General features: G+C 64.0%; 17 protein-coding genes and 3 pseudogenes. 9 read left to right on the top strand and 11 right to left on the bottom strand.

Going from position 1 to position 21,382, the window contains the following annotated elements; all coding sequences use genetic code 11:
• The 7 genes and pseudogenes from U5775_RS33660 to U5775_RS33630 all read right to left on the bottom strand — a co-directional run.
• Window positions 1-719, bottom strand: a pseudogene (locus tag U5775_RS33660) (type VI secretion protein VasK); the annotation flags it as partial.
• Between the two features lie 2 nt (window positions 720-721).
• Complete coding sequence (locus U5775_RS33655) at window positions 722-1,933, bottom strand: hypothetical protein (protein ID WP_322062446.1); 1,212 nt, start codon at window positions 1,931-1,933, stop codon at window positions 722-724.
• A gap of 55 nt (window positions 1,934-1,988) precedes the next feature.
• Window positions 1,989-2,750 carry a hypothetical protein gene (locus U5775_RS33650; protein WP_322062445.1) on the bottom strand — a complete coding sequence of 254 codons (762 nt, stop codon included), beginning with the start codon at window positions 2,748-2,750 and terminating at the stop codon, window positions 1,989-1,991.
• 38 nt (window positions 2,751-2,788) lie between these two features.
• Complete coding sequence (locus U5775_RS33645) at window positions 2,789-4,243, bottom strand: hypothetical protein (protein WP_322062444.1); 1,455 nt, start codon at window positions 4,241-4,243, stop codon at window positions 2,789-2,791.
• Window positions 4,236-6,767, bottom strand: a complete 2,532-nt coding sequence (locus U5775_RS33640; RefSeq protein ID WP_322062443.1) for a DUF2345 domain-containing protein — start codon at window positions 6,765-6,767, stop codon at window positions 4,236-4,238. The genes U5775_RS33645 and U5775_RS33640 overlap by 8 nt, the downstream gene beginning before the upstream one ends.
• Before the next feature lie 208 nt (window positions 6,768-6,975).
• Window positions 6,976-7,317, bottom strand: coding sequence for a hypothetical protein (locus tag U5775_RS33635; protein ID WP_322062442.1), 342 nt, complete (start codon window positions 7,315-7,317; stop codon window positions 6,976-6,978).
• A 334-nt stretch (window positions 7,318-7,651) separates the two neighbouring features.
• Window positions 7,652-8,293 (bottom strand): hypothetical protein, encoded by a 642-nt coding sequence (locus U5775_RS33630; protein WP_322062441.1) that lies wholly within the window; start codon window positions 8,291-8,293, stop codon window positions 7,652-7,654.
• Between the two features lie 189 nt (window positions 8,294-8,482).
• Between U5775_RS33630 and U5775_RS33625 the strand changes: the two are divergent.
• Together U5775_RS33625 and U5775_RS33620 are read left to right on the top strand one after the other, a co-directional pair.
• Window positions 8,483-8,758: pseudogene (locus U5775_RS33625) on the top strand (phospholipase domain-containing protein); the annotation flags it as partial.
• Between the two features lie 243 nt (window positions 8,759-9,001).
• Window positions 9,002-10,444, top strand: coding sequence for an NAD-dependent succinate-semialdehyde dehydrogenase (locus tag U5775_RS33620; RefSeq protein ID WP_322062440.1), 1,443 nt, complete (start codon window positions 9,002-9,004; stop codon window positions 10,442-10,444).
• 63 nt (window positions 10,445-10,507) lie between these two features.
• On the opposite strand, the gene U5775_RS33615 is transcribed toward U5775_RS33620, so the two are convergent.
• The gene (locus U5775_RS33615) at window positions 10,508-10,906 is read right to left on the bottom strand and encodes a GFA family protein (RefSeq protein ID WP_322062439.1); all 399 of its coding nucleotides are present in this window, start codon (window positions 10,904-10,906) and stop codon (window positions 10,508-10,510) included.
• A gap of 247 nt (window positions 10,907-11,153) precedes the next feature.
• Here U5775_RS33615 and U5775_RS33610 point away from each other — a divergent pair, with 247 nt between their 5' ends.
• Window positions 11,154-12,206, top strand: a complete 1,053-nt coding sequence (locus U5775_RS33610) for a catalase family peroxidase (protein WP_322062438.1) — start codon at window positions 11,154-11,156, stop codon at window positions 12,204-12,206.
• Window positions 12,203-12,736 (top strand): cytochrome b, encoded by a 534-nt coding sequence (locus U5775_RS33605; protein WP_322062437.1) that lies wholly within the window; start codon window positions 12,203-12,205, stop codon window positions 12,734-12,736. The genes U5775_RS33610 and U5775_RS33605 overlap by 4 nt, the downstream gene beginning before the upstream one ends.
• A 62-nt stretch (window positions 12,737-12,798) precedes the next feature.
• Here the strand turns inward: U5775_RS33605 and U5775_RS33600 are convergent, their stop codons facing one another.
• Genes U5775_RS33600 through U5775_RS33590 form a run of 3 tightly spaced genes read right to left on the bottom strand, consistent with a single transcriptional unit; the run spans window position 12,799 to window position 17,026 of the window.
• Entirely contained in the window at window positions 12,799-14,283 is a 1,485-nt protein-coding gene (locus U5775_RS33600; protein ID WP_415913716.1) for an efflux transporter outer membrane subunit, read from the bottom strand.
• Between the two features lie 18 nt (window positions 14,284-14,301).
• A complete protein-coding gene (locus U5775_RS33595) occupies window positions 14,302-15,897 on the bottom strand; it encodes an MDR family MFS transporter (RefSeq protein WP_415913715.1) in 1,596 nt (531 codons plus the stop codon).
• Window positions 15,890-17,026: an HlyD family secretion protein gene (locus U5775_RS33590; RefSeq protein WP_322062436.1), complete on the bottom strand. Its 1,137-nt coding sequence runs from the start codon at window positions 17,024-17,026 to the stop codon at window positions 15,890-15,892. Before U5775_RS33590 ends, U5775_RS33595 begins: the two co-directional genes overlap by 8 nt.
• Before the next feature lie 103 nt (window positions 17,027-17,129).
• Here U5775_RS33590 and U5775_RS33585 point away from each other — a divergent pair, with 103 nt between their 5' ends.
• From U5775_RS33585 to U5775_RS33565, 5 genes and pseudogenes are all read left to right on the top strand, one after another.
• Window positions 17,130-17,900: a CerR family C-terminal domain-containing protein gene (locus tag U5775_RS33585; RefSeq protein ID WP_322062435.1), complete on the top strand. Its 771-nt coding sequence runs from the start codon at window positions 17,130-17,132 to the stop codon at window positions 17,898-17,900.
• A gap of 178 nt (window positions 17,901-18,078) precedes the next feature.
• Window positions 18,079-18,714, top strand: a complete 636-nt coding sequence (locus tag U5775_RS33580; RefSeq protein ID WP_322062434.1) for a LysE family translocator — start codon at window positions 18,079-18,081, stop codon at window positions 18,712-18,714.
• 520 nt (window positions 18,715-19,234) lie between these two features.
• A complete protein-coding gene (locus U5775_RS33575) occupies window positions 19,235-20,182 on the top strand; it encodes a hypothetical protein (protein WP_322062433.1) in 948 nt (315 codons plus the stop codon).
• 296 nt (window positions 20,183-20,478) lie between these two features.
• Window positions 20,479-21,045: a TetR/AcrR family transcriptional regulator gene (locus U5775_RS33570; protein WP_322062432.1), complete on the top strand. Its 567-nt coding sequence runs from the start codon at window positions 20,479-20,481 to the stop codon at window positions 21,043-21,045.
• Between the two features lie 3 nt (window positions 21,046-21,048).
• A pseudogene (locus tag U5775_RS33565) lies at window positions 21,049-21,348 on the top strand (organic hydroperoxide resistance protein); the annotation flags it as partial.
• Window positions 21,349-21,382 lie beyond the last annotated feature (34 nt).

The raw sequence follows: 21,382 nt of genomic DNA, 5'->3' as shown, positions 1-21,382 counted from the left end.
CCCGTCTGCGCCTGCCTGCGCGTCCCGTTCGGCATGAAGGCGCCGACGGCGTCGAACCGTTCGGGCTGCTTGCCATGTGCTGAGACCGGATGCAAGAACGTCACGGGCGCGGCCCAGCCCAGCGCCGAGGCAATGCCCGAGAGCCCGCGCGGCAGTTCGGGATCCTGATCGTCCGCACGGGCGACGTGCACCACGCCATCGACCGGGAAGCGACCGCGCAGTTTCCGGATCTGTGCGAGCCACCTCCCCACATCGATATCTTCCGGCGATGCGTGCACAAGGATCGTCTCGCCGACATGCATCACGCCAGCCTGCTTGAGGCCGGGCGCGATCAGCTCGATACGCCGGTCCTCCCCGTTGACCAGCAGCCAGCGCAGGCGGCGCCTCCAGAACCAGCCGTGCGCGACACGGAGTTCCTCGGCCACGCGCTGCAGCCGTGCATCGCGCTTCGGCAACGGCGCCACGTTGACGGTGCCGCGGCGATGCCGGCCGAAACGCAGACGGGCAAGCCACGTCCAGGTGCCATAGACCGCGCCGTACAGGAAGTACAGCACCATGCCCAGCAGCGCGATGCCCGCGACGACCCAGCCCATCCAGCCGTGACGCGACAGGCCCCAGTCGTCATCCATCAGGAGTGCCAGGAGCAGCAGCAGGAGACAGAGCACGGTTACGCCAAGCACGTAACCAACGGGGCGGCGCACAGGTTTAACGTCGCTCATGATCAGGTTTCAGAAATCGAGGAAAGAGGACGCACGACGAGCCAGCAGGGCTGCTGTCTCGCCTCGGTCGAGATGAACTGGATCGCGCCGTTCGCACGGCACTGTTCGGCAGCAAGCGCAATAGCCAGCCAGCCGCATGCCGCCCCCGTATGACCCAGTGCGGCGTCGAGATCCGTGGTGACGGGCGCCTCTTCCGCCGTCACCTGCGGTGCCAGCGCGAGGTCAGTGTCTCGCCGCAGTCCGGTCATGCCACTGATCCAGGTACGTTCGATGGCGACAGGCCCGGCTGCGCCCCAGTCCAGCGCAGTATCAAGCACCGTGCGATTGTGATCGGATGGCGATATCGTTGGCCGATGCACGTTTGCGATGGCCAGGCCGCGATCCATGGCAACGCGGCCAGGCCAGCCCAGCAGCAGCGCCACTCCCGCTTCGCCGGTTTCCGCGGGCACCTCGGTACGCAGTTGAATGGCGACGACCAGCACGTACTTCACCGCCGCCGGCGTATCGTCGTCGAGCCACCTGTCGAGCGCCATCACGCGTTCATCGTCATCCAGCGCAACCAGGGTCTTTGCCCGTGTGCCGAGGGCATCACTGATGCGCGCCCATACGGCATCACGCTCTGCCGCGGCCTCCTCGTCGTGGATATCGAACCACACCTCGACCGGTGCGCCCACCGGGATGCCATGGAACAGCGGCGTGATTTTTGCGAGCAGACCATCAACAACGTCGTCGAGCAGATCACCTGTGGACGGGAAGTCGTCGCGCGACAGTTCGCTGTGGGCGCGGACTTCCTTTGTTTCGCGCACGGCACGCGGGACGAGTGCCGTCTTGCCGTCGATGACCTGCTCCGCAAGTTTGTCGCGGCCCATTGCCGTGTCATACGCGTAGCCAAGCAGTGCAAGCGGTCGCCGCGCATAGCTGGTGTTGTGCTGGATGGTCGCGTCGCGCTCAGTGTTGTCGCTCTGCGCGCTCCAAGCGCGAATCTCGTAGCTGTGCAGACGCGCGGCAAAGCCTAAAGCCCAGACCAGCGGCGCCACTGCAAACCAGCCGTAGAACTTCCAGCCTTGTGCGGGTCGGCCCTTTGGCCAGAGATAGAACGTCAGGGCAACGCCTGCGGCAACGGCAATGACGAGCAGCAGTCCCCAGACAATCGGGCTGGGTGGAGTGGCGTCATTAGCCTCTTCGGGAGGCAGATCGAAAAAATCAATGGGCATTGCGCGGCATGTCATTCAAGTACATCTACTGCTCAGACGGCATCGATTGATGCAGTCACCGAATCACAACGACCCGTTTATGTCGCTCTCTCTCGATGCGTAACGGCAGGGCTACAGTCACGAGATAGCCCCGCACGAGCACCCCGGCAAACCACAAAGACATGGGCATACAGAGTGCGGCCACAAACAACAGGACGCCATTCGTTCCAAAATTAGATGACAAGATCCGGTTCAGTATTAGATAGAAAGGCGCAACGCCGTAAATGATGTACATGAAGAATTTTGGGAACGGATTAAGCTCCTTGCAACGGCGCTCAAATGCCCTCATACCTTCCTGGATCTGGAAGTTGATCTCATCACCGCGTTCGTCGAATGTATGCTCGACGAATGACGTTGTGCGAATGGCATTCGTGGCATTCCGATACGTAATAACCACCCAGTAAATGGTCAACAGAATTCCGCCAATGAGCCCCGGCCATTTCATATAGGCGGTCATCGGCGCGAATATAAAAAAATAGAAATAGCCGACAATTCCTGAAAAGTAGTAGCCGGAGAACATACCAATGAGCCATACCAACCCATAGGCCCACAGCGCATTTGTCCCACGATATCCGTAATAGATTGCAAGAGGCCCAAGGCTGCACACGACGGTCAGCAGTGCACTGACTTTCCAGGGCCACTCCGATACGGCAAGATCATCGGCATATGCCGCATACGACACCCAGATGCTTAGCAGCATGATCATCAGGCACGCTTTAATAATCAGTTTTGTTACAAACAAAATCTGATCCGTTCGAGATTTATCGATTGATTTCATCTTACAAATTCAAAATCAGCGGCGAATTGAAATTTCCATTACTGCATGAACATCACTGGATAGCCCTGATAGTCTTTGGCCATGATCTTCTCGAGGTATTCAGCGGCCTCTTCCACCCATTTACCCAGCGAACGTATCCCGGAGGTCAAGTGTCCGGTCGCATTGGTTTTCTGGTCGATCAAATCGAGTCCGTAGCCCACAACTATCGCAGCCACTACGGTAAGACCGATAACAACTATCACCGGCACCGCAATCATTGAAGCGGCAGCGGTTGCGATCGTGCCAATAACCGCCGAAGCGATTGCCGCACTCAAACCCGCCTTGGCGAGATCCATACCGATCTTGCCAAGCAAATCGGCGAAGTCCTTCTTGGGCTTGCCGTCCGGACCAATCTGCTGGTAATCGTGCAACCACTCCGCCGTATCAAGCGTGACAGTAAAGATCAACGCAAGCAGGCCGCCCTTCTTGAAGGCGCCTTTTGACGCCTCCCATGCAGCAGCAGCCCGGGATTCCACTGCCCCGGCACCACCGGCAATCGTCAGAACCTTCTCGTTCTTTACGCCATATCGCGCCGCAGTCAAGAATTTGCGCAACCTCGGATTGCCGGTGAAAACGACATACCATCGCTCGCCGACATTCTTGTGGACAATCTTCATCAACCTGAACTTCTCGGACCAAATCTCGCGGATCCACTCCTTGTTGTCGCTGAAAAAGCCCAACGCCCCACCGAGCTGACCGAACATCCAATTGCGTGTCGCAATCTTGTTGGTATCAATTGCCGTCTCGTCCCCACCACCCGCCGCCACCGCGTCCACCAGTTCCTCCGGAATCGAACGCGAATCAACCTCAACGATGTGCGCTTCCTGTTGCGGTGCCACGGTCAAATCCGGCGCAAGTTTGATGGGTAGCTGAGACGCCAGCAGTGACTGATTTAGAATCAGAGAATCGGCTGCCCCGCCTGCGTTTGTCGATAGCGGGAACAGCATCTTTTCCGGACTTGGCAGCGGTTGGCTTGAAGCAGTTGCGGTGACTGGCCCCGCTTTCTGCCCGAGACCCACGGAGATGATGATCGGCGCAGGTTTGTCCTTCGGATCCTCCGTGCAACCCTGCGTGCAGTCCATCTTGCGAATCGGGTAACGTCCGAGCACCTTGTCGCCCTGCTTGAGAATCAGGCTCCCCTGGAAGGTTCTGCCGAGCCAGATATGACACAGCTCGCCGTCCTGGAACGTCACCTTCGTTGTGTTCAGCTTGCGCTTCGGGTCATAGAAGCGGCTGTATTCATTTTTGGGCTTGTCCGTCGTCACGGTATAGGTCGCCCCGTTGCCGAGCTTGATGTCGAACACCACATCGCGCTGCTTGCGCAGGATGATGAGGTTGTTCACCCCGCACCACAGCTTGGACTTCGGGGATTCGCCTGGCAGGTCGATGTAGTGCTTGACCTTGATGAGCGTGCGGTAATCGCTCGGTTCATACTCGCTGTTGACGTCACTCACTGCTGCCCTCCAGTCGTTGCGGCATCTGCGCCCTGAAATGATCGAATACGGTCTGGACCAGTGAGGCGCGACCATCGGCGCTCGTGGTCAATTTCTGGACGCTGCCATCCCCTTTCAACATGCTCAGAAGCTCTGCCTGGATCGGCTGGCCATCGGCATCCGTATAGCCGACGTGCAGGTCACCAGACTGCCTGCCCGACTGGAACTGCTCCTGCAGGCTGGCAGGGGCTTCGCGGGGCATGCCCGCCGCGCGCACGAGCACCTTGCCCGGACAGCCGATTTCGATGTTGCCGCCCTGCAGCTTGATGTACGCGCCTGCGCCCTCGGAGATCGTGACCGACTTCGCCCCGCACACGTTGAGGCTGCCGTCCGCGCTGGTGATCTTCATGTTCTGCTCGGAGAACAGCTGCAACTGGCCTGCCTGCGCCTGGATATCGACGGTGCCGTTTGCGGCCAGCGCCTTGATGCCCTTGTTCACCGCAAAAAGCGACACGGCCTCACCAGCGGCCATGGTGACGTTATCGCCCGCGTTCACGTCGGCATTACTGCCTGCCGTCAGTGCAACATGGTCACCCCCCGCAAGCTGGATGGTCTTCGGCGTGACCATGCCGATGCCTTCAGGTGCGGACATCAGGATAACGGCCTTCTGCAGGTCCCGGAACGCACTTTCGAGCTGCTGTTGCTGCGCCTTGAGTTGCGACAACTCCGCCGTGGCGTGCTGGGCCTGCTGACGCAGTGAGGCCACTTCGGACTGCGATGCCTCAAGCTGCTGGACCGCCGCCAGCATTTCCAGATGAGGCGCGTCGGGATTCGAATAAGGGTCCGCCGAGAAGAACAGTCCCTTTGCCGCGCGCATCGTCCCCCATGATTTCGTGGTGGCCTCGAAGCCCTCTCCGCGCGGGAGCTTTTTGCTGGTGAGCAGATAGCCCTGATTGAAAGCCGTCTGGCTGTACACCGTCGCGATGCGCGCACTTTCCTTTTGCTGCAGATCGTTAAAGACAATTTCCGCGCCGAGCAGGGGCGAGCGCCATATTGCGTAGGAAAACAACGCATCGTTGCCGCGCACCGGATCCTGGTGTCCAAAATCGTGCAGGGCACCGACGATGTGCATCTTGTCCACATCATGATTTTCCCCATCGAGCAGCACCTCGGTGCCCGGCAGATGGGGCGAGTGGAAGCCGCCCCGATCGGACGATGATGGGCGCAGCAGACGCAGGTTCAGCAGCTTGTTGTTGGTGTTGCCCGAGCCCTGAAGGAACTTCGGCAGGACCGGATAGCGGCCAAATTCGTCCATGTACGCATACGGCGTCGAGTCCAGGGTTCCGACGATGGCGACGATGGGGCCACTCAAAAATTTCCAGTCCCGCCGATAGTTGAACCGTGGCCGGTAGGCCAGGTGCGCGGGCATGCCCTTGAAGCGCGTGTAGGCCGGCTTCGTACGGCTGCCCTTCATCGTGAACGACGTGACCACGACGCCGTATTCGGCGCTCGCGAGCTTCGTGTTGGTGAGCTTGATGACCACGCCTGCCGCGATGCCCTTCGCATCGCTCTCGCCGGCAAGCGTGACCTGACGGGCAATCTGCTCATCGCGCCGCGTCTGCGCGAAGGCCGTGCCCTGCGCCGGCGTCAGATGGCCTTCCGCGCTGCGGCTGATCTGCCCGAACACCGAACGGTCGTCCGCCCCGGCAGAGACACTCGCCGTGGCCCGCAGCGGATCGTCCGGCGTACGGTAGTTGCGCTCCCACAGTTCGATCGTCGCCGGCACCAGCGTGCGCCGCGCATGGACCGCCTGCGCCGCCTCCTGCCAGTTGCTGTTCAGCCCCGAGGCGCCCAGCAGGGGGATATTGATCGAGCGGAGATAGGCACGCGGATTGTTCGCAAAAACAATGGTGTCGAGCTTGCCCTCCTCCCCGCGGCCCTGTTTATAAAACCAGAAGACACCGAGGCGACGGCAGTGACGAACTATGAAGTTCCACAAGGATTCTTCATGCATCACCACCTGTTCCATTTTCTCCGTTAATCCCTCAATCTGGAATTCGACATCGAAGGGCTGCAAATTCTTCCGGTCGACCAGCGCCTGGGTCAGCAGCTCCTGGAGGGTCACGTCTTTAAAGACGTCGCTCTTGATGATGCGCTTGCAGTACGCGACAAAGCGCGGCTCGATGCGCGCCTTGTAGGCAGCTTCATCGCGGCTCGTGCGGATGCGCTTCCAGCACGTCATCACCCCGTTGAAGGTCGCCGCCGCATGGGTGACGGGTTCGCTCCAGCTCGCCGAGGGGATCGAGACCCGCTCGTCGATCTGCAGGCCCGCCCGCTGCCCCACGTACTCCTTGCCATCGAGGTCGAGCTGCGGAGACGTCACCACGACGTCGACCTGGTAGTCCTTGCAGAGCCCGCCTTTCGCCTTGAAGCTGAGCACGTCGAGATCGTGCTGCTTCCTGCCGACCCACAGCCTGAGCTGTTGGGTCAGCCGCGAACCCGGCCGGTCCAGCGTCTCCCTGAATTCCCTGGATACCGCATTCATTTACGCGCGTTCCTTCTCTGGTTGAAAAGAACAAGGCATATTGGTTGCGCTGGCAACCTTTAGCAGTCGAATCTAGGACCGCACCCCGCATCCCGTCAATCAGACAGATCCGCCGATGTCTAAAATCCTCAACACTTTTGGCAAACACAGACAAATCGGAGTCCTTATGTTTTTTGAGATGCGTTTGCATGATAGACGGACGTGTTTCCTAATGGCGCACGGGCGGCGTGAGCAGATCGCGCGCAGGCAACGGGCCGCCCTGCTGTCCGTGATGGCCCAGCGCATTGGCAAGCAGCGCGGCGGCGTCGCGGGCATGCGCCTCGAGGCGTTCCGCGATCTGCTCAAGCAGGGGCAGCACTTCCTCCTGCTTTTCGCGCGAGTCAGGCCGTGCTGCGAGGCGCATCAGACAGCGCAACCGCTGGATGTCCTGCAGGCGCGCATCGGCATGGCTGACCGCCAGCATGACGAGGCTCTGCAGCCGGTCGTAATCGCGCAGGAGGTGATGCAGGGTGGTGCCCGAAACGGGCACGGTGACATCGTCGTCAGTCATGGCAAGCGGATCCGGAAACAGGCCTGCGCACGACGCAACGAGCCGGGTGAGCGGGCACGGTAACAGGGTTGGCGGACCGGCGTTGAGTGCAACCGGCAAGCCCGAGGGCCTCCCCACTACGGCCCGCTCACAGGAAGATGGGCGGGCAGCAGCGACGCACGGCCTGCACGGGCAGGCGTGCGCACTCGACAGTCGAACCCGCCAGGCCCGGGGCACCGCCGTTTCGGTGACGTTTTCGATTATGTACCAGCGCCTGCGGGGAGACAGCAGGCACCGCTTGCGCAGGATCAATTGCAACGCGAGCTATGTGTTGCGGTTTTTCCGGCCCGATGGATCAGGAACCACCACCCTGCGCCGGGGAAATCGCGGTCAGCGCCGCGAGGTTCGTATCGGAAAACCGCATCGGCCAGTACGTCACCGAGCGGGCCCAGAGATTCGCGCTGAACTGGCGGCTGCGCGCCGAGCCAATGCAGAACTCGACAGGCGTCACCGGATTCGCGCTGGCAATCGCGATGGCCGCGCCGCCGTTCACCGAGGCACTCGCCGAGGCACCGGCGCGGCTCCAAGCCATCGCGCCACGAAAGCGCTGCCCGTCCGCGACGGTAAGGTCCAGCGGCGTGCCGGTCGTGCCGCCCGAATAGCCGTTGAGACCGCCAGCGCCGTTCTGCTTGTAGATGCCGATGCCGTTGTCCGTGCCGTCATCGAGCGAGAACGCGAACATGCCGTCGCCGGCAACGCCATTGAACGCACCATCAAAAAGGATCGTCCCCTTGTCGGGGTCCAGCCATACGAGCCCGGTCGTCGTCAGAAAGTCAGCGGATGCTGCGCCGGTCGGGATGTAGGTGGTGCTCGTGCCCGCTTCCATCTGCGCGCCGCCCAGGTACTGCCCCGAGACGCCGTCGCCCGCGTAGCTGTGGCCGGGCTGGTCGGCCTGCATGAGATAGAGGTTCGCGCGGATCGTCGTCGCGCTCGACACCAGCCCGGTGATCCGGCATTCCGTCGGGCGCGAGCGTCGTATCGGTGCTGACCTGGATTCCGTACGGCGACCATGTTTCCGGCTCGTCGGAGTTCGTCAGGAGGTTCGACCGCTGCGACTCCATGAGCAGGCCGTCCACAACGCCGCTCGCGGGATCGTGCCCGAAGCGCGCGGTATTGTTGCCCGCGCTCCCTGTTCCTGACGTTCACGAATACGGGCGGCAGGATCGCCCGCCTCACGGTGACCGACAACGCCTATGGCGCGCGCGAGCGCCTGCTCGTGGTGCCGGCCGGCGCGCGCATCGACGAGCCCTGGGTGCTGGCCGCGAGCCGCCATTGGTACGACCTCACGGTCACGAGCCGCGACGACACGACCTTCGCGCGCCGCTACGCCGGCCACATCGAGAACGGCGAGCCGAGCATCAGCGATCCGGCGGCTATCGTGCCCGTCACGCAACTGAGCTGACGCACGGGGCGGTGGCGGAATCTCTCCTGAAAATAGGGGTCCAGGCACAGGACCCGAGACAGCACCTGAGCGCGAGGGCCCTCGATCCACTCGAAGGCCTTGCTCTTTTGGCCCGCCTGCAGAACGCGCGAAGCGGTGGCAGAATAGTCGGCTTTCAGGCATTTCCCGGCCACGGCGCCCCTCGCGTTACCGGGCGCGGCGCCCGCTTCCCCCCGTTGCACCGTTGAAAAGGATCGTCCCATCATGAGTTCCAGCGTGAAGCCCTATCCGGATACCCAGATTTACGTCGATGGCGCCTGGCGCGCCGGCGCGAAGACGATTGCCGTGATCGACCCCGCCACCGAGGCAGAGATCGGACGCCTGAGCCTCGCGAGCGAGCAGGACCTCTCGGACGCGGCCGAGGCCGCCGCGCGCGCGTTCGGCGCATGGCGCAAAGTCTCGCCGCTCGAACGCAGCAAGCTGATGCGCCGCGCCGCCGACCTGCTGCGCGAGCGCGCCGGCGAGATCGCCGCGATCATGACGCGCGAACAGGGCAAGCCGCTCGGCGAAGCGAAGGCCGAAACGCTCGCGGGCGCCGACGTCATCGACTGGTTCGCCGAAGAAGGCCGCCGCACCTACGGTCGTGTGGTGCCCTCGCGCACGGACGCGGTCCGCCAGATCGTCACGCGCGAGCCCGTGGGTCCGGTCGCCTGCTTCACGCCCTGGAACTTCCCGCTCAACCAGGCCGTGCGCAAGGTCTCCGCCGCGCTTGCGTCGGGCTGCACCGTCGTGCTCAAGGGACCGGAGGAAACGCCCGCGAGCTGCGCGGCGCTGGTGCAGGTGTTCATCGATGCGGGGCTGCCCCAGGGCGCGCTCAACCTCGTGTTCGGCGTGCCTTCGGAAGTGTCGTCGTATCTGATCGCGCATCCGGCCATCCGCAAGATCTCGTTCACGGGCTCGACGCCGGTGGGCAAGCTGCTCGCGTCGAAGGCCGGCGAGCACATGAAGCGCGCGACGATGGAGCTCGGCGGCCATGCGCCCGCTATCGTGTTCGCCGACGCCGATATCCCGCGCGCCGCGAAGCTGCTCGCGGGCGCGAAGTTCCGCAACGCAGGCCAGGTGTGCATTTCGCCCACGCGCTTCCTGGTCGAAGACGCCGCCTACGACGAATTCCTCGAACACTTCGTGGCGGCCGCGCAGGCGGTCAAGGTGGGCAACGGCCTGACCGAAGGCGTGCAGATGGGACCGCTCGCGAACGACCGCCGCCTCGCCGCGATGGAGCGCCTCGTGGCCGACGCGCGCGAGCACGGCGCAAAAATCCTGACCGGCGGCGAGCGCATGGGCCGCGAAGGCTACTTCTTCGCCCCCACCGTGCTGACCGACGTGCCGCTCAGCGCGCGCATCATGAACGAAGAGCCGTTTGGCCCGCTGGCGCCCGTTGCGCGCTTCTCGCGCTACGAAGACGTGGTGGCCGAAGCGAACCGCCTGCCCTGGGGCCTCGCCGCCTATGCCTATACGCGCTCGAGCGCGACCTCGGCGGCGCTCTCGGAAGACATCGAGACGGGCATGCTGTCGATCAACCACCACGGCCTCGCGCTGCCCGAAGTGCCGTTCGGCGGCGTGAAGGACTCGGGCTACGGCTCCGAAGGCGGCACCGAAGCGATGGAAGCGTATCTCGTGACGAAGTTCGTCACCGAGCATCGTTGATCTGCGGACGCGCCGCGCGTGGGCTTTGCCGCGCGCGGCGCGATTGTTGTACGGTTGTCCGCCTTAAACCTCCGGATAGCTGCGCGGATATCGCGGCAAGCCATCGTCCAGCCGAATCCACGCAAGCCGCTGCGAAGTCCAGGTGTGATGCTCGGGCGGCGCCGCACCGGGATCATCGAGTGTGCCTGTCGCCACATCGACTTCATCCGCGAACGCCGCGTGACGGTAAGTGAGCGGCGTACCGCAATCAGGACAAAAACTGCGCTCCACCTGAGCGCTCGAAGCATACGACTTCGGTGCGCCCGCAACAAACTTGAACGCCGCACGCGCAACACTCATCCAGCCGATGAACGGCGCCCCGGAAGCGCGGCGGCAGTCCACGCAATGGCACACCGTGTTGCCGATCGCTTCGCCGGAAATTTCGTAGCGGATCTTCCCGCATGAGCAGCCGCCAGTCAGCATCGCTCCCTCCACGTTCCGTTTTCGGCGGCTTTCGACCGCCTTACACCCGCACTATCGCCCATCTGCATCTACGCATGGAATAGATCGCGTGCTCGTGCTGTTGACATCGGTAACGGCCCCCACGGCCTGATACAGGACCGATCATGCCTCAACACACACCGATATGCCCATTGCGTTCGCCTGAACGTCCGGCGATTACGATTGCTTTTCCAGATCCGCACGACCGAACGCCATTTGGAGGCGAGCAATGACCCGCGCCGCCATCTGCGTTCCGTGCCGGCTCGCGGCCATCGCGGCGGTGATCGGCTGCGCCGGCGCCGCCTTCGCGTGGACCGCCGGCTGGCTCACGCCCAGGCGCTTGAGCGCGCCGCATATCGTGAACACCTTCGAAGCGAATTACGGCGTGCACGCCGGCTACCGACGCAATCACGCCAAAGGGCTTTGCGTGGAAGGCGAGTTCGAGAGCAACGGCAATGGCGCGCGCGTCTCGCGTGCCGCCGTGTTCGCGCCCGGTGACACGCCTGTTATCGGGCGCTTCGCGATTCCCGGCAGCAACCCGTCCGCGCCCGACGCCAGCACACCGGTGCGCAGCATGGCGCTATTGTTTCAGTTGAAAGACGGGGAGCAGTGGCGCACCGGCATGAATTCCACGCCCGTATTTGTGGTTCGCACCCCAAAACAATTCTACCGGCAGCTCGTTGCATCGAAACCCGATCCCGCGACCGGCAAGCCGGACCCCGCAAAGCTCGACGCCTTCTTCGGCGCCAACCCCGAAACGCTGCCGTTCCGTCAATGGGTCAAGGCGCATCCGCCTGCGTCCAGCTTCGCGAACACGGCGTTTTACGGCATCAATGCGTTCATTGCCACCGATGCCAACGGCAACACGCATGCCATACGCTGGCAGATGGTGCCGCAAACGCCGTTCGAGCCCCAAACATCTGCCCAGAAGGCCGACCCGAATTTCCTCGCCGACGATCTCGACGCGCGGCTCGTGCAAGGTCCGCTGCGCTGGCACCTCGTGCTGACCGTGGCCGCGCCCGGCGATCCGACGAACGATGCCACGCTGCAATGGCCGGCCGGACGCGAGCAGATCGACGCGGGCACGCTCGTGCTCCGGCAGGCGACGCCGCAACGCGAAGGCGCATGCCGCGACGTCAATTACGATCCGACCATCCTGCCCGATGGCCTGAAGCCCTCCGACGACCCGCTGCTCGCCGCCCGCTCGGCCGCCTATTCGGTCTCGTTCAACCGACGCACGCGCGAAGAAGCCGCGCGTTCACAGGAAAGCGCGCAACCATGACATCCACCCGCTCCCACTTCAGCGTCATTGCCCGGCTCATACACTGGTCCATGGCAGTCCTGATCATTACCATGCTGTTTGTCGGCGTGGGCATGGTCTCGACCGTTTCGCGGCTCCACAATACCTTGCTCGCGCTGCATCGCCCATTAGGCATTGCGTTACTGGTGCTCGTGATCGTGCGCGTCGTTGTGCGTCTCACGTGCGGCGCGCCGGCCTTGCCTGCCGACATGCCGGCCTGGCAGCGCCTGGCCGCGCACGGCTCGCATCTCGCGCTCTATCTGCTCATGATCGCCATGCCGTTGATCGGCTGGTCGATGCTCTCGGCGGCGGGGTATCCCATCGTGCTCGGCGGCGGCGTGCACCTGCCGCCCATCGCGCCGCACAACGTCGCGCTCTACGCATGGCTGCGCGCGGCGCACACGTGGCTCGCGATGGTGCTGTTCGCCACGGTCCTGCTGCACATCGCAGCGGCGCTCTTTCACGCGCTCATTCGCCGCGACGGTGTGTTCGCGAGCATGGCGCGCGGATAGCGCGCGGGCTCGTCACGCCATGCCTGCGGCACGCATGGCGTCCCTCTGGACTTGCGCGTCGCTCAGCTTGCGGTGCTGCGCCAGCCGAGCCCCAGGCTTTTCTGAAGCGAAACAAAGTCCTTGAGCAGTTGCGCCTGCCCGGAAACCACGTCTTGCTGCGCAAGGAATTCGGCGCGCTGCGTGTCGAGCAGATCGACGAGGCTCGATGCGCCGGCGCGATAGCGCTGGCGCATCAGCGTCGCCGAGCGCTGAGCCGAATCCTGCACCTTTTGCAGCGTCACCAGGTGCTCGCGCTGGTAGCCATAGCGCGAGAGCGCGCCGTTCGCGTCCTGGAGCGCCGCGAGCACGGCTTTTTCGTAGCGCGCTTGCGCTTCGTCGCGCGCGGCCTCGGCGCCATGCACGGCGCCGAGCGTGCGGCCGAAGTCGAACACGTTCCACTGCAGATACGGCACCCCGACCCAGCTGAAATTGCTCTTGCGCATCAGATGGCCGGGGTCCGCCGCCGTAAAGCCCAGATCGCCGAACAGCGTGAGCTTGGGCAAAAAGTCGGCCACGTGCTCGCCGATCTGTGCATTGCTCGACGCGAAGCGACGCTCGGCCGCGCGGATATCGGGCCGCTGCGCGAGCATCGTCGCGGGGTCGCTCACCGGCACCGATGCGGGCAGCGTCGGCAGCGCGCGCGGCGCAGCCAGTTCCGCATCGAGCGCGCCGGGCGCCTTGCCGGTCAGGACTGCCAACTGGTCGAGCGACATTTCCACCTGCGCCGCGAGCGGCGCGAGCGTCGAGCGCGTGGTCTCGACTTGCGTCGTCAACCGCTCGACGTCCACTTCCGCCGCCGTTCCGCCGGCACGCCGCTGCTCGGTCAGCGTCAGCATCTGCTGCTGCAATTCGGCCGTGCGTTGCGCAATCGCGAGGCGCTGCTGTTCGTCGCGCAGATCGATATAGGCCTGGGCCACTTCGGCCGCGAGCGAGACTTGCGCATCGGCCAGATCGGCCTGAACGGCGTCGGCTTCGTCGCTCGCCGCCTCCACCGCGCGGCGCGTGCCGCCGAACAGGTCGATCTCCCACGATGCGTCGAAGCCCGCGGTATAGAACTGCAGCGGCCCGCGCCCCGACCCGGAGCTAGCCGGCTGCTGCGAAAACGCGCCGAGATCGGGCTCGCGCATGCGCGGCGCAGCGGCGCTGGCCGAGACCTTGGGCATCTCGGCCGCCTGTTGCTGCTGCAATTGCGCGCGCGATTCGCGCAGCCGCGCCTGCGCCGCTCGCAGATCGGGGTTGTGCGCAAAAGCAGCGGCGACCAGCGCATTGAGTTGCGGGTCGTCGAATGCGAGCCACCATTCGCTGGGCGCGCGCGCGGGCGTCACGCCCTGCGCCGGCGTGCGAGCGAAGGTGGCGGCGCTCGCCGCCTCCGGCGCGACCGCCGGAGCGCCGCGATAGTCGGGGCCCACGGTGCAGGCCGCGAGCGCACAGGCGGCGGCGAGCACCGTGAGCGGCACGCCTGCGGACCGGAAAGAACGGAAAGGACGGAAAGAGCGAATGGCCATCATGAGTCAGAAGTCGGGGCGTCAGTGGCCGGCGGACGGCGTCTTCACGCCGGGCTGCGGTTTCTTGAGCAGGAGGGCAAGCGGCACGCAGGCGGCCAGCGCAATGCCGAGCACCCAGAATGTTTCGGAGAACGTGATAACCAACGCTTGCTGCTGGATCTGCGCGGCGATCTGGCCCAGCGAGCGCATCTGCGAATAGGCCATGTCACCCGTTTGCGCGAACCAGTTCGCCGCGCCCGCCGCCACGCGCTCCTGCCCGATCAGCGAGTTGGCGCTGAGCGACTCGCGCAGCACCGCCGTGTGAAAGGTCTCGCGGCGATCGATAAGCGTGCCGATGATCGCAAGCCCCACCGACCCGCCCAGATTGCGCGCCATGTTGTAGAGCCCTGCCGCGTCGCCCGAATCTTCGCGTGCGACCGCCGCCATCGAGGCCTGATTGAGCGGCATCATCGCGAGCATTTGTGCCGTGCCGCGCACGAGCTGCGACCACATGAAATCGTGGCCCACGCTCTGTGCCGTGAGCGAAATGTCGAGCATGCAACTGAGCGTGAAAAGCAGCAGCCCGCTCACCACCAGCACGCGAAAATCGACCTTTCCTAGCAGGCGAGGCAGCACCGGCATCATGAGGAATGCGGGCAAGCCTGAAAGCAGCATGATCGCGCCCGACTGCTCCGCGTTATAGCCCGCGACCAGGCTCAGGAACTGCGGCAGCAAATAGGAAATGCCGTAGAGCCCCGCCCCCACCGCGAACACGATCACGATCACGCTTGCATAGCGCGGATTGCGCATGAGCGAAAGACGCAGGATCGGCTTTTTCGCCGTGAACTGCGAGAGCGCGATGAGCGCCATGCCCGCGATCGACACCCACGTGAGCGTGACGATCATGTCCGACTCGAACCAGCGCTCGCGCTGCCCCTCTTCGAGCACGACGGTGAGCGAACTCAGGCCGACGGCTAGCCCCACGATCCCGAGCCAGTCGGCCTTGAAAAAAGCATCCCAATGCGGACGATCAGGCTTGAGGCCGACGATCAGCAGCGTGATGAGCGCAAGACACACCGGCAGGTTGATGAAAAAGCACCAGCTCCAGCTGATGTTTTCCGCGAGCCAGCCGCCCACGACCGGACCCAGCAGCGGACCGAGCAGCACGATTAGACCGAACACCGTCATGCCGATCGGCAATTGCGAAAGCGGCAGGCGCGTGCGGATGATAGTCTGGCCCGTGGGGATCATCGCGCCGCCCGTGAAACCCTGGCCGATGCGCCCCGCGATCATCAGGCCGAGCGAATTCGACCAGCCGCACATCATCGAAAAGCCGATGAACAGGACGGCGTTGGCGAGCAGAAAATTTCGCAGTCCGAAGACACGCGTGAGCCATGCCGCAAGCGGAATCATCACGATCTCGGACATCAGATAGCCCGTGGAAATCCACGTGCCCTCGGTGCCCGTCGCGCCGATCTCGCCTTGAATCTGCGGCAGCGCCGAGTTCGTGATGGAGATGTCGAGCGTCGCCATCAGCGCGCCCAGCGCGCCCGCCGCCACTGCAACCCAGTCGGCGGCGCTCGCGCGCTCGCCGTGCGGATGCGCTGCGCCCGCTTGTGCGACGGCGTCTTCAGCCACGATGGTTCTCTGTGTCGATACGGCGATCGTCGTCGCGCGCGGAGCGCGTATCGACGTCGACGGTCACCGACATGCCCGGCAACAGCACGCTGCGCGTTTCGGGACCGGTGTCGAGGCGGATGCGCACCGGCACGCGCTGCACGATCTTCGTGAAGTTGCCGGTGGCGTTCTCGGGCGGCAGCAGCGCGAATTGCGCGCCCGTGCCCGGCGAGAAACTGTCCACCACGCCGTGCAGCGTATGACCCGGCAGCGCGTCGACATGCATCTCGACGGGCTGGCCCACGCGCATGCGGCCGATCTGCGTTTCCTTGAAGTTCGCGGTGAGGTAGGTCTTCTGCACCGGCACCACGGTGAGCATGCGCGTACCGGGCTGCACGTACTGGCCCACGCGGACCGTGCGGTCGCCTACGCGGCCCGCCAGCGCGCTCCTCACCACCGTGTTGTCCAGATCGAGTTGCGACTGCGCGGCGTTGGCGCGCGCCGCCTCGAGTTGCGCACGGGCCTGCGCGAGCTGCGCGGTGAGCGCGGCAATCTGCGAACGCGCCGCTTCCACGGCGGCCGTATCGGCGGCCAGCGTCGCCTGGGCCTGATCGCGCGTGCTCTTGAGTTCCGCGAGCCGCTCGGTCGTTTCCGCGCCCGTCGCCGCGAGCGGCGCATAGCGCGCAACCTCGTCCTGCGCGTGGCGCAGGCTCACGCGCGCCACTTCCTGCTGGGCCTGCGCCTGGGCGATGTTGGCATGCTGCTGCGCGATCTGCGCCTCGGCATGCTGGATGTCCGCGTCGCGCGCATCGACGGTGGCGTTCGACTGATCGAGCGCGACCTGGTACTGGCGTGCGTCGAGCTTCACGAGCGGCGTGCCGACGTTGACCGCCTGGTTGTCGGCCACGAAGACATCGGTGATATAGCCGCTCACCTTCGGCGCGATCGTCACGCTGTCCGCCTGCAAATAAGCGTCGTCGGTGCTTTCGATGAAGCGCCCGACCAGCCACCAATGCCCGCCCCAAACCCCCGCGGCGACGAGCGCCACGAGTCCGAGACCCGCCAGCACGATGCGCTTCGTGCCACGTTTCTCCGAAGAAACGGCGTCGCCCGGCGCCTCGCGCCCAGGTGCGCCCGCAGTTGTAGACATGTTTGCCCAAACCCCAAATTATTCCGATTGGCAAAATTATTCCATTCGGAAAAATTGTGTCAAGTGATATATTTCTTGCTGCCAGGGCGCAAACCGAATGCTTATGAACGAACCGAAACGATTGCGCCGCCCTTCGGCGGGCGGCTATGCGCGCGGCGACGAAACGCGCCGCAAGATCATCGAAGCCGCCATCAGCCTGTTCGGGCAGCACGGCTTCGAAGGTGCCTCGACGCGGGACATCGCGGCGCGAGCCGGCGTCAACGCGCCCGCGCTGCAGTACTACTTCGAGAACAAGGAAGGGCTCTACCGCGCGTGCGCCGAGTCGCTCGCCGACGAATCGTGGCAAGCCTTCGAGCCCGCCGTGCTGCGCGCGCGCGCAGCGCTCGAACGCGACGCCGACACGGCCGCGCTCATCGACGCGTTCATCGACATCCAGCGCACGGTGGCCGACCGCACGTTCGTGAAGCACTGCGAGCCGGACCAGCGCCTCTTTTTCGCGCGCGAGCAAGGCGGCGGCGAACCCGAAATCGGCTCCGCAGTGCTGCTCGAACGCGTGCGCATGCCGCTCAACGAAGTGAACTCGGCGCTGCTCTCCCGCATCACCGGCGTGAGCGCCGACGATCCGCTCACCATCGTGCGCATGTTCAGCCTCTACGGGCAGTTCCTGCTCTTCTATATCGCGCGCCGCTCGACGCTCACGATGCTCGAATGGAAGGACATCGACGCGGAAAAGGCCGAATTCCTCAAGGCCAACATTGGCGAACAAACGCGCGTGCTGCTCGAACACTGGAGCCGGGAACGCGACGCGAAGCGGGATCGCAAGGCGCATGGCGCCTCCGGCGGCACCCCGCGTGGCTCCTCGCATAAAGCCTGACCGGCAGCGCGAGTTTCCGATCCTGAACCGCATCGTCGTTTCGACGTGCTTCGGAAACTCCGGGCCGCCTTGCACCGCATTGCACGCTTTGGCGCTCCGGCGCCTCCAACTGATCCGTGCGGTCTGCCCGTGCGCGTGCTAGTGTTAAAAATTCATTCCACGCGCAACCGGTTCCGCCATGTCCCCTACCACCGCCGTTCTCAGCATTCTCGCCGCCGTGCTGCTGGGCGCCATGAGCCCCGGCCCCAGCTTCGTAATGGTCGCGCGCAACGCGATCGGCCTGTCGCGTCGCCACGGTGTCGCCACCGCTTTCGGCATGGGCATCGGCGCGATCTGCTTTGCGGGCATTGCGCTCGCAGGACTCTATACGCTCCTTTCCACGGTCGCATGGCTCTATGCCGGCCTCAAGATCGCAGGCGGCCTCTATCTGCTCTATATTGCTTCGCGCATCTGGCGCGGCGCGGGCCAGCCCGTGACGATGAACAAGAGCGAGATGCTGGGCGCGCGGCCGGCCAGATCCTTCTGGACGGGCCTGACGACCCAGTTGAGCAATCCGAAGACGGCCGTGGCTTACGGCAGCATCTTCGTGGCGCTCCTTCCTCAGCATCCGCCGCTCTGGTGCTATTTCGCGCTGCCGCCGCTTGTGTTCGCGATTGAAACCGGCTGGTACACCGTGGTTGCGCTCTGCTTTTCGAGCCAGCGTCCGCGCGATCTCTATCTGCGCGCGAAACACTGGATCGACCGCATTGCCGCCGGAGCGATCGCCGCGCTCGGCTTGCGGCTGATTCTCAGTGCGGGCCAGCGCGGGCTCTAAGACACGCCGCGCGTCTGATTTACGGGAGCGGCGCCACGCGCCGCTCCCGCCCCTCCCCGATTCATCATGAACCCTGCCCCGCAATGTCGGGCGTTCCCGGATTTCCCGGCGCGGTGCGCGCCGCCTCCTGCACGATGATCCGCTCGATCTCGTCGAGCGACGACCTGTGAGCCTCGCGCAACGCGTTCGGTATTCATAAGGCCTCTATAGCGATCAGGTAGATTTTGCTAACTTGACGAGCAGGTGCTGGCGACTGACGTAAAAATTTTCGCGCAATCTCGATCCATGACGTTCTGCCGACTCGCAGTGCTATGGCGCCTTGAATAAAAGCCGTGCCGGTCGCGCCGTGCTGCTTGTGCTTGCGCGCACCGCATCGACGGCGCTGGAGCGCAACCCCAAAGGGTCTCGATGTCCGTGCCAGAGCGGCGATCCGGAGCGCGGCACGTATTCTGCTCATGCACTACGGGCTCCGCGCCATCTGCATTGCGCAGCACGAGCCATCACCGAGAGCGGAGGTGTCATGGAAAACACGGATCGGCTAACCGAAGACTTCGCGCAAGCGCGCGGCGCGCCACGCTGGAATGCGCGCGAAGCAGCACCGCTCTCATGGAGCGCGATCGTAGCCGGGGCCTTCGCAATGGCCGCATTCTCACTGATTCTGCTGATGCTCGGCACGGGGCTCGGTCTTTCGTCACTCTCGCCCTGGCCCGGCAACGGCGCGCACGCGAAAACATTCGGCTTTGCAGCCATCGTTTGGGTTTGTGTGACACAGATAATGGCTTCGAGCCTCGGCGGGTATCTGGCCGGTCGCCTGCGTCGTCACTGGCCCAGCGCGAGTGCGGACGAAGTGCACTTTCGCGACACGGCGCACGGCTTCCTCGCGTGGTCGCTCGCGACGCTCCTCACCGTAATCGCGCTGGGCTCCGCCGTTTCAGGCCTGATACGCGAAGGCGTGACCGCCGAAGCGGCGACTGCGTCGAGCGGCGAACGTATGGCAGCGGATAGCGGCGTGCTCGATCGCGGCAACGCACTGGCTGCATACGACAGCTGGCCAATGGGCTATCTGATCGACGGCATGCTGCGTCCTGCAGCCAACACGCCTGCAGGCGTCGCGCAGGAACCCGGCGGCGCATTCGCAACCGCCGCGCAAAAGCAGGAGATCGCGCGCATTTTCCTCAATACGCTCCCGGCCGGTGGCACGCTGTCTTCCAACGATAGCGACTACGTCACGCGCATTGTGGCCCAGCAGACCGGGCTCGCGCCCGCGGACGCCCGCGCGCGAGTCACCGATACCTGGCAGCGTTTGCAGGACAAGACGCGTGCGCTCGAAACCGCCGCACGGGACAAGGCCGACAAGGCTCGCAAGATGGCCATCCACGTCACGCTTTGGCTGTTTATTTCGCTGCTCATGGGTGCGTTTGCCGCCAGTCTCGGGGCAACGATCGGCGGCCGGATGCGCGAATTGTGACGGCGTTGAAGGGATGCTCTCTGCTCAAAACAACAGGAGGCTGGCATGCGTTCGATTCTTCTTTATCTGTTAGGTGTCCCAATTCCGATCATTATTCTCATCGCCCTGCTTTGGCATTGATTACCTGAGAACGCCGCTACCGGACCCGACGAAGCACCATCAAAGTCCGGCAACGGCACGAAACCCCGCTCCGCCTCCGCCTGACGCGGGCGGCGCGGGGTTTCGCCGGAACATGGAACACATTTATTTCGTATCGGTACTTGACAGTCTATCTTCCAGTAGATAAATTGTAGCCCATGGAAACGAAACTCACCGTGCGCGAACAAGTGCTGGACCACGCCATCACGTTGATGATGCTGCGCGGCTACAACGGGTTCAGCTACCGCGACCTTTCCGAACTCGTGGGCGTGAAAACGTCGAGCATCCACTATTACTTTCCGTCGAAAGACGACCTGGTGCTCGAAGCCGTGAGCCAGTACAGCGACGAGGTCATGCGCGCCCTGCAGGCGGTGGACCCGGCGCTGCCGGCAAACGAAAAGCTCGCCACGTACACGCGGCTGTTCGGCAAGACGCTCGGCGACGGCAACCAGATCTGCCTGTGCGGCATGCTGGCCGCCGACATCGAGACGCTGCCCGAAGCGGTGCGTCAGGCGGTGCAGGCGTTCTTCCGCGCCAATGAGTCGTGGCTCGCGAAAGTGCTGGAGCAAGGTGTCAAGGAAGGCACGCTGGTGGCAAAAGGCAAGCCCGAGAACGCGGCGCGCACGTTGTTCGCAGCGCTGCAAGGCAGCGTGCTCGCGAGCCGCCTGTTTCATACGAAGACGCGTCTCGAAGATGTTGAGGCGATGTGGAAAGTCGTTTCCTGATGGGGCGGCGACGGCGCCAACCCCGAGCAACTGTTTGCGGCAGGCTATAGCGCCTGCTTCATTGGCGCGATGAAGTTCGTCGCCGCGCGCGACAAGATCGCTATTCCGGCCGACGTTTCCATCAATGGCCGCGTGGGCATCGGCGCGATTCCCAACGGTTTCGGCATCGAAGTCGAGCTGCGCATCTCGCTGCCCGGCATGGACCGCGCGGCCGCGCAAGAACTCGTCGACAAGGCCCACATCGTGTGCCCGTACTCGAACGCCACGCGCAACAACATCGACGTCACGCTGACGATCGTTTAACGACGCGCCAGTTGTTTTCCCGATTTCCGATTGG

Origin of the sequence: Paraburkholderia sp. J63 (genome assembly GCF_905220245.1) — a bacterium.
Lineage (GTDB): Bacteria > Pseudomonadota > Gammaproteobacteria > Burkholderiales > Burkholderiaceae > Paraburkholderia.
This window is presented reverse-complemented; position numbering and strand designations above follow the sequence as displayed.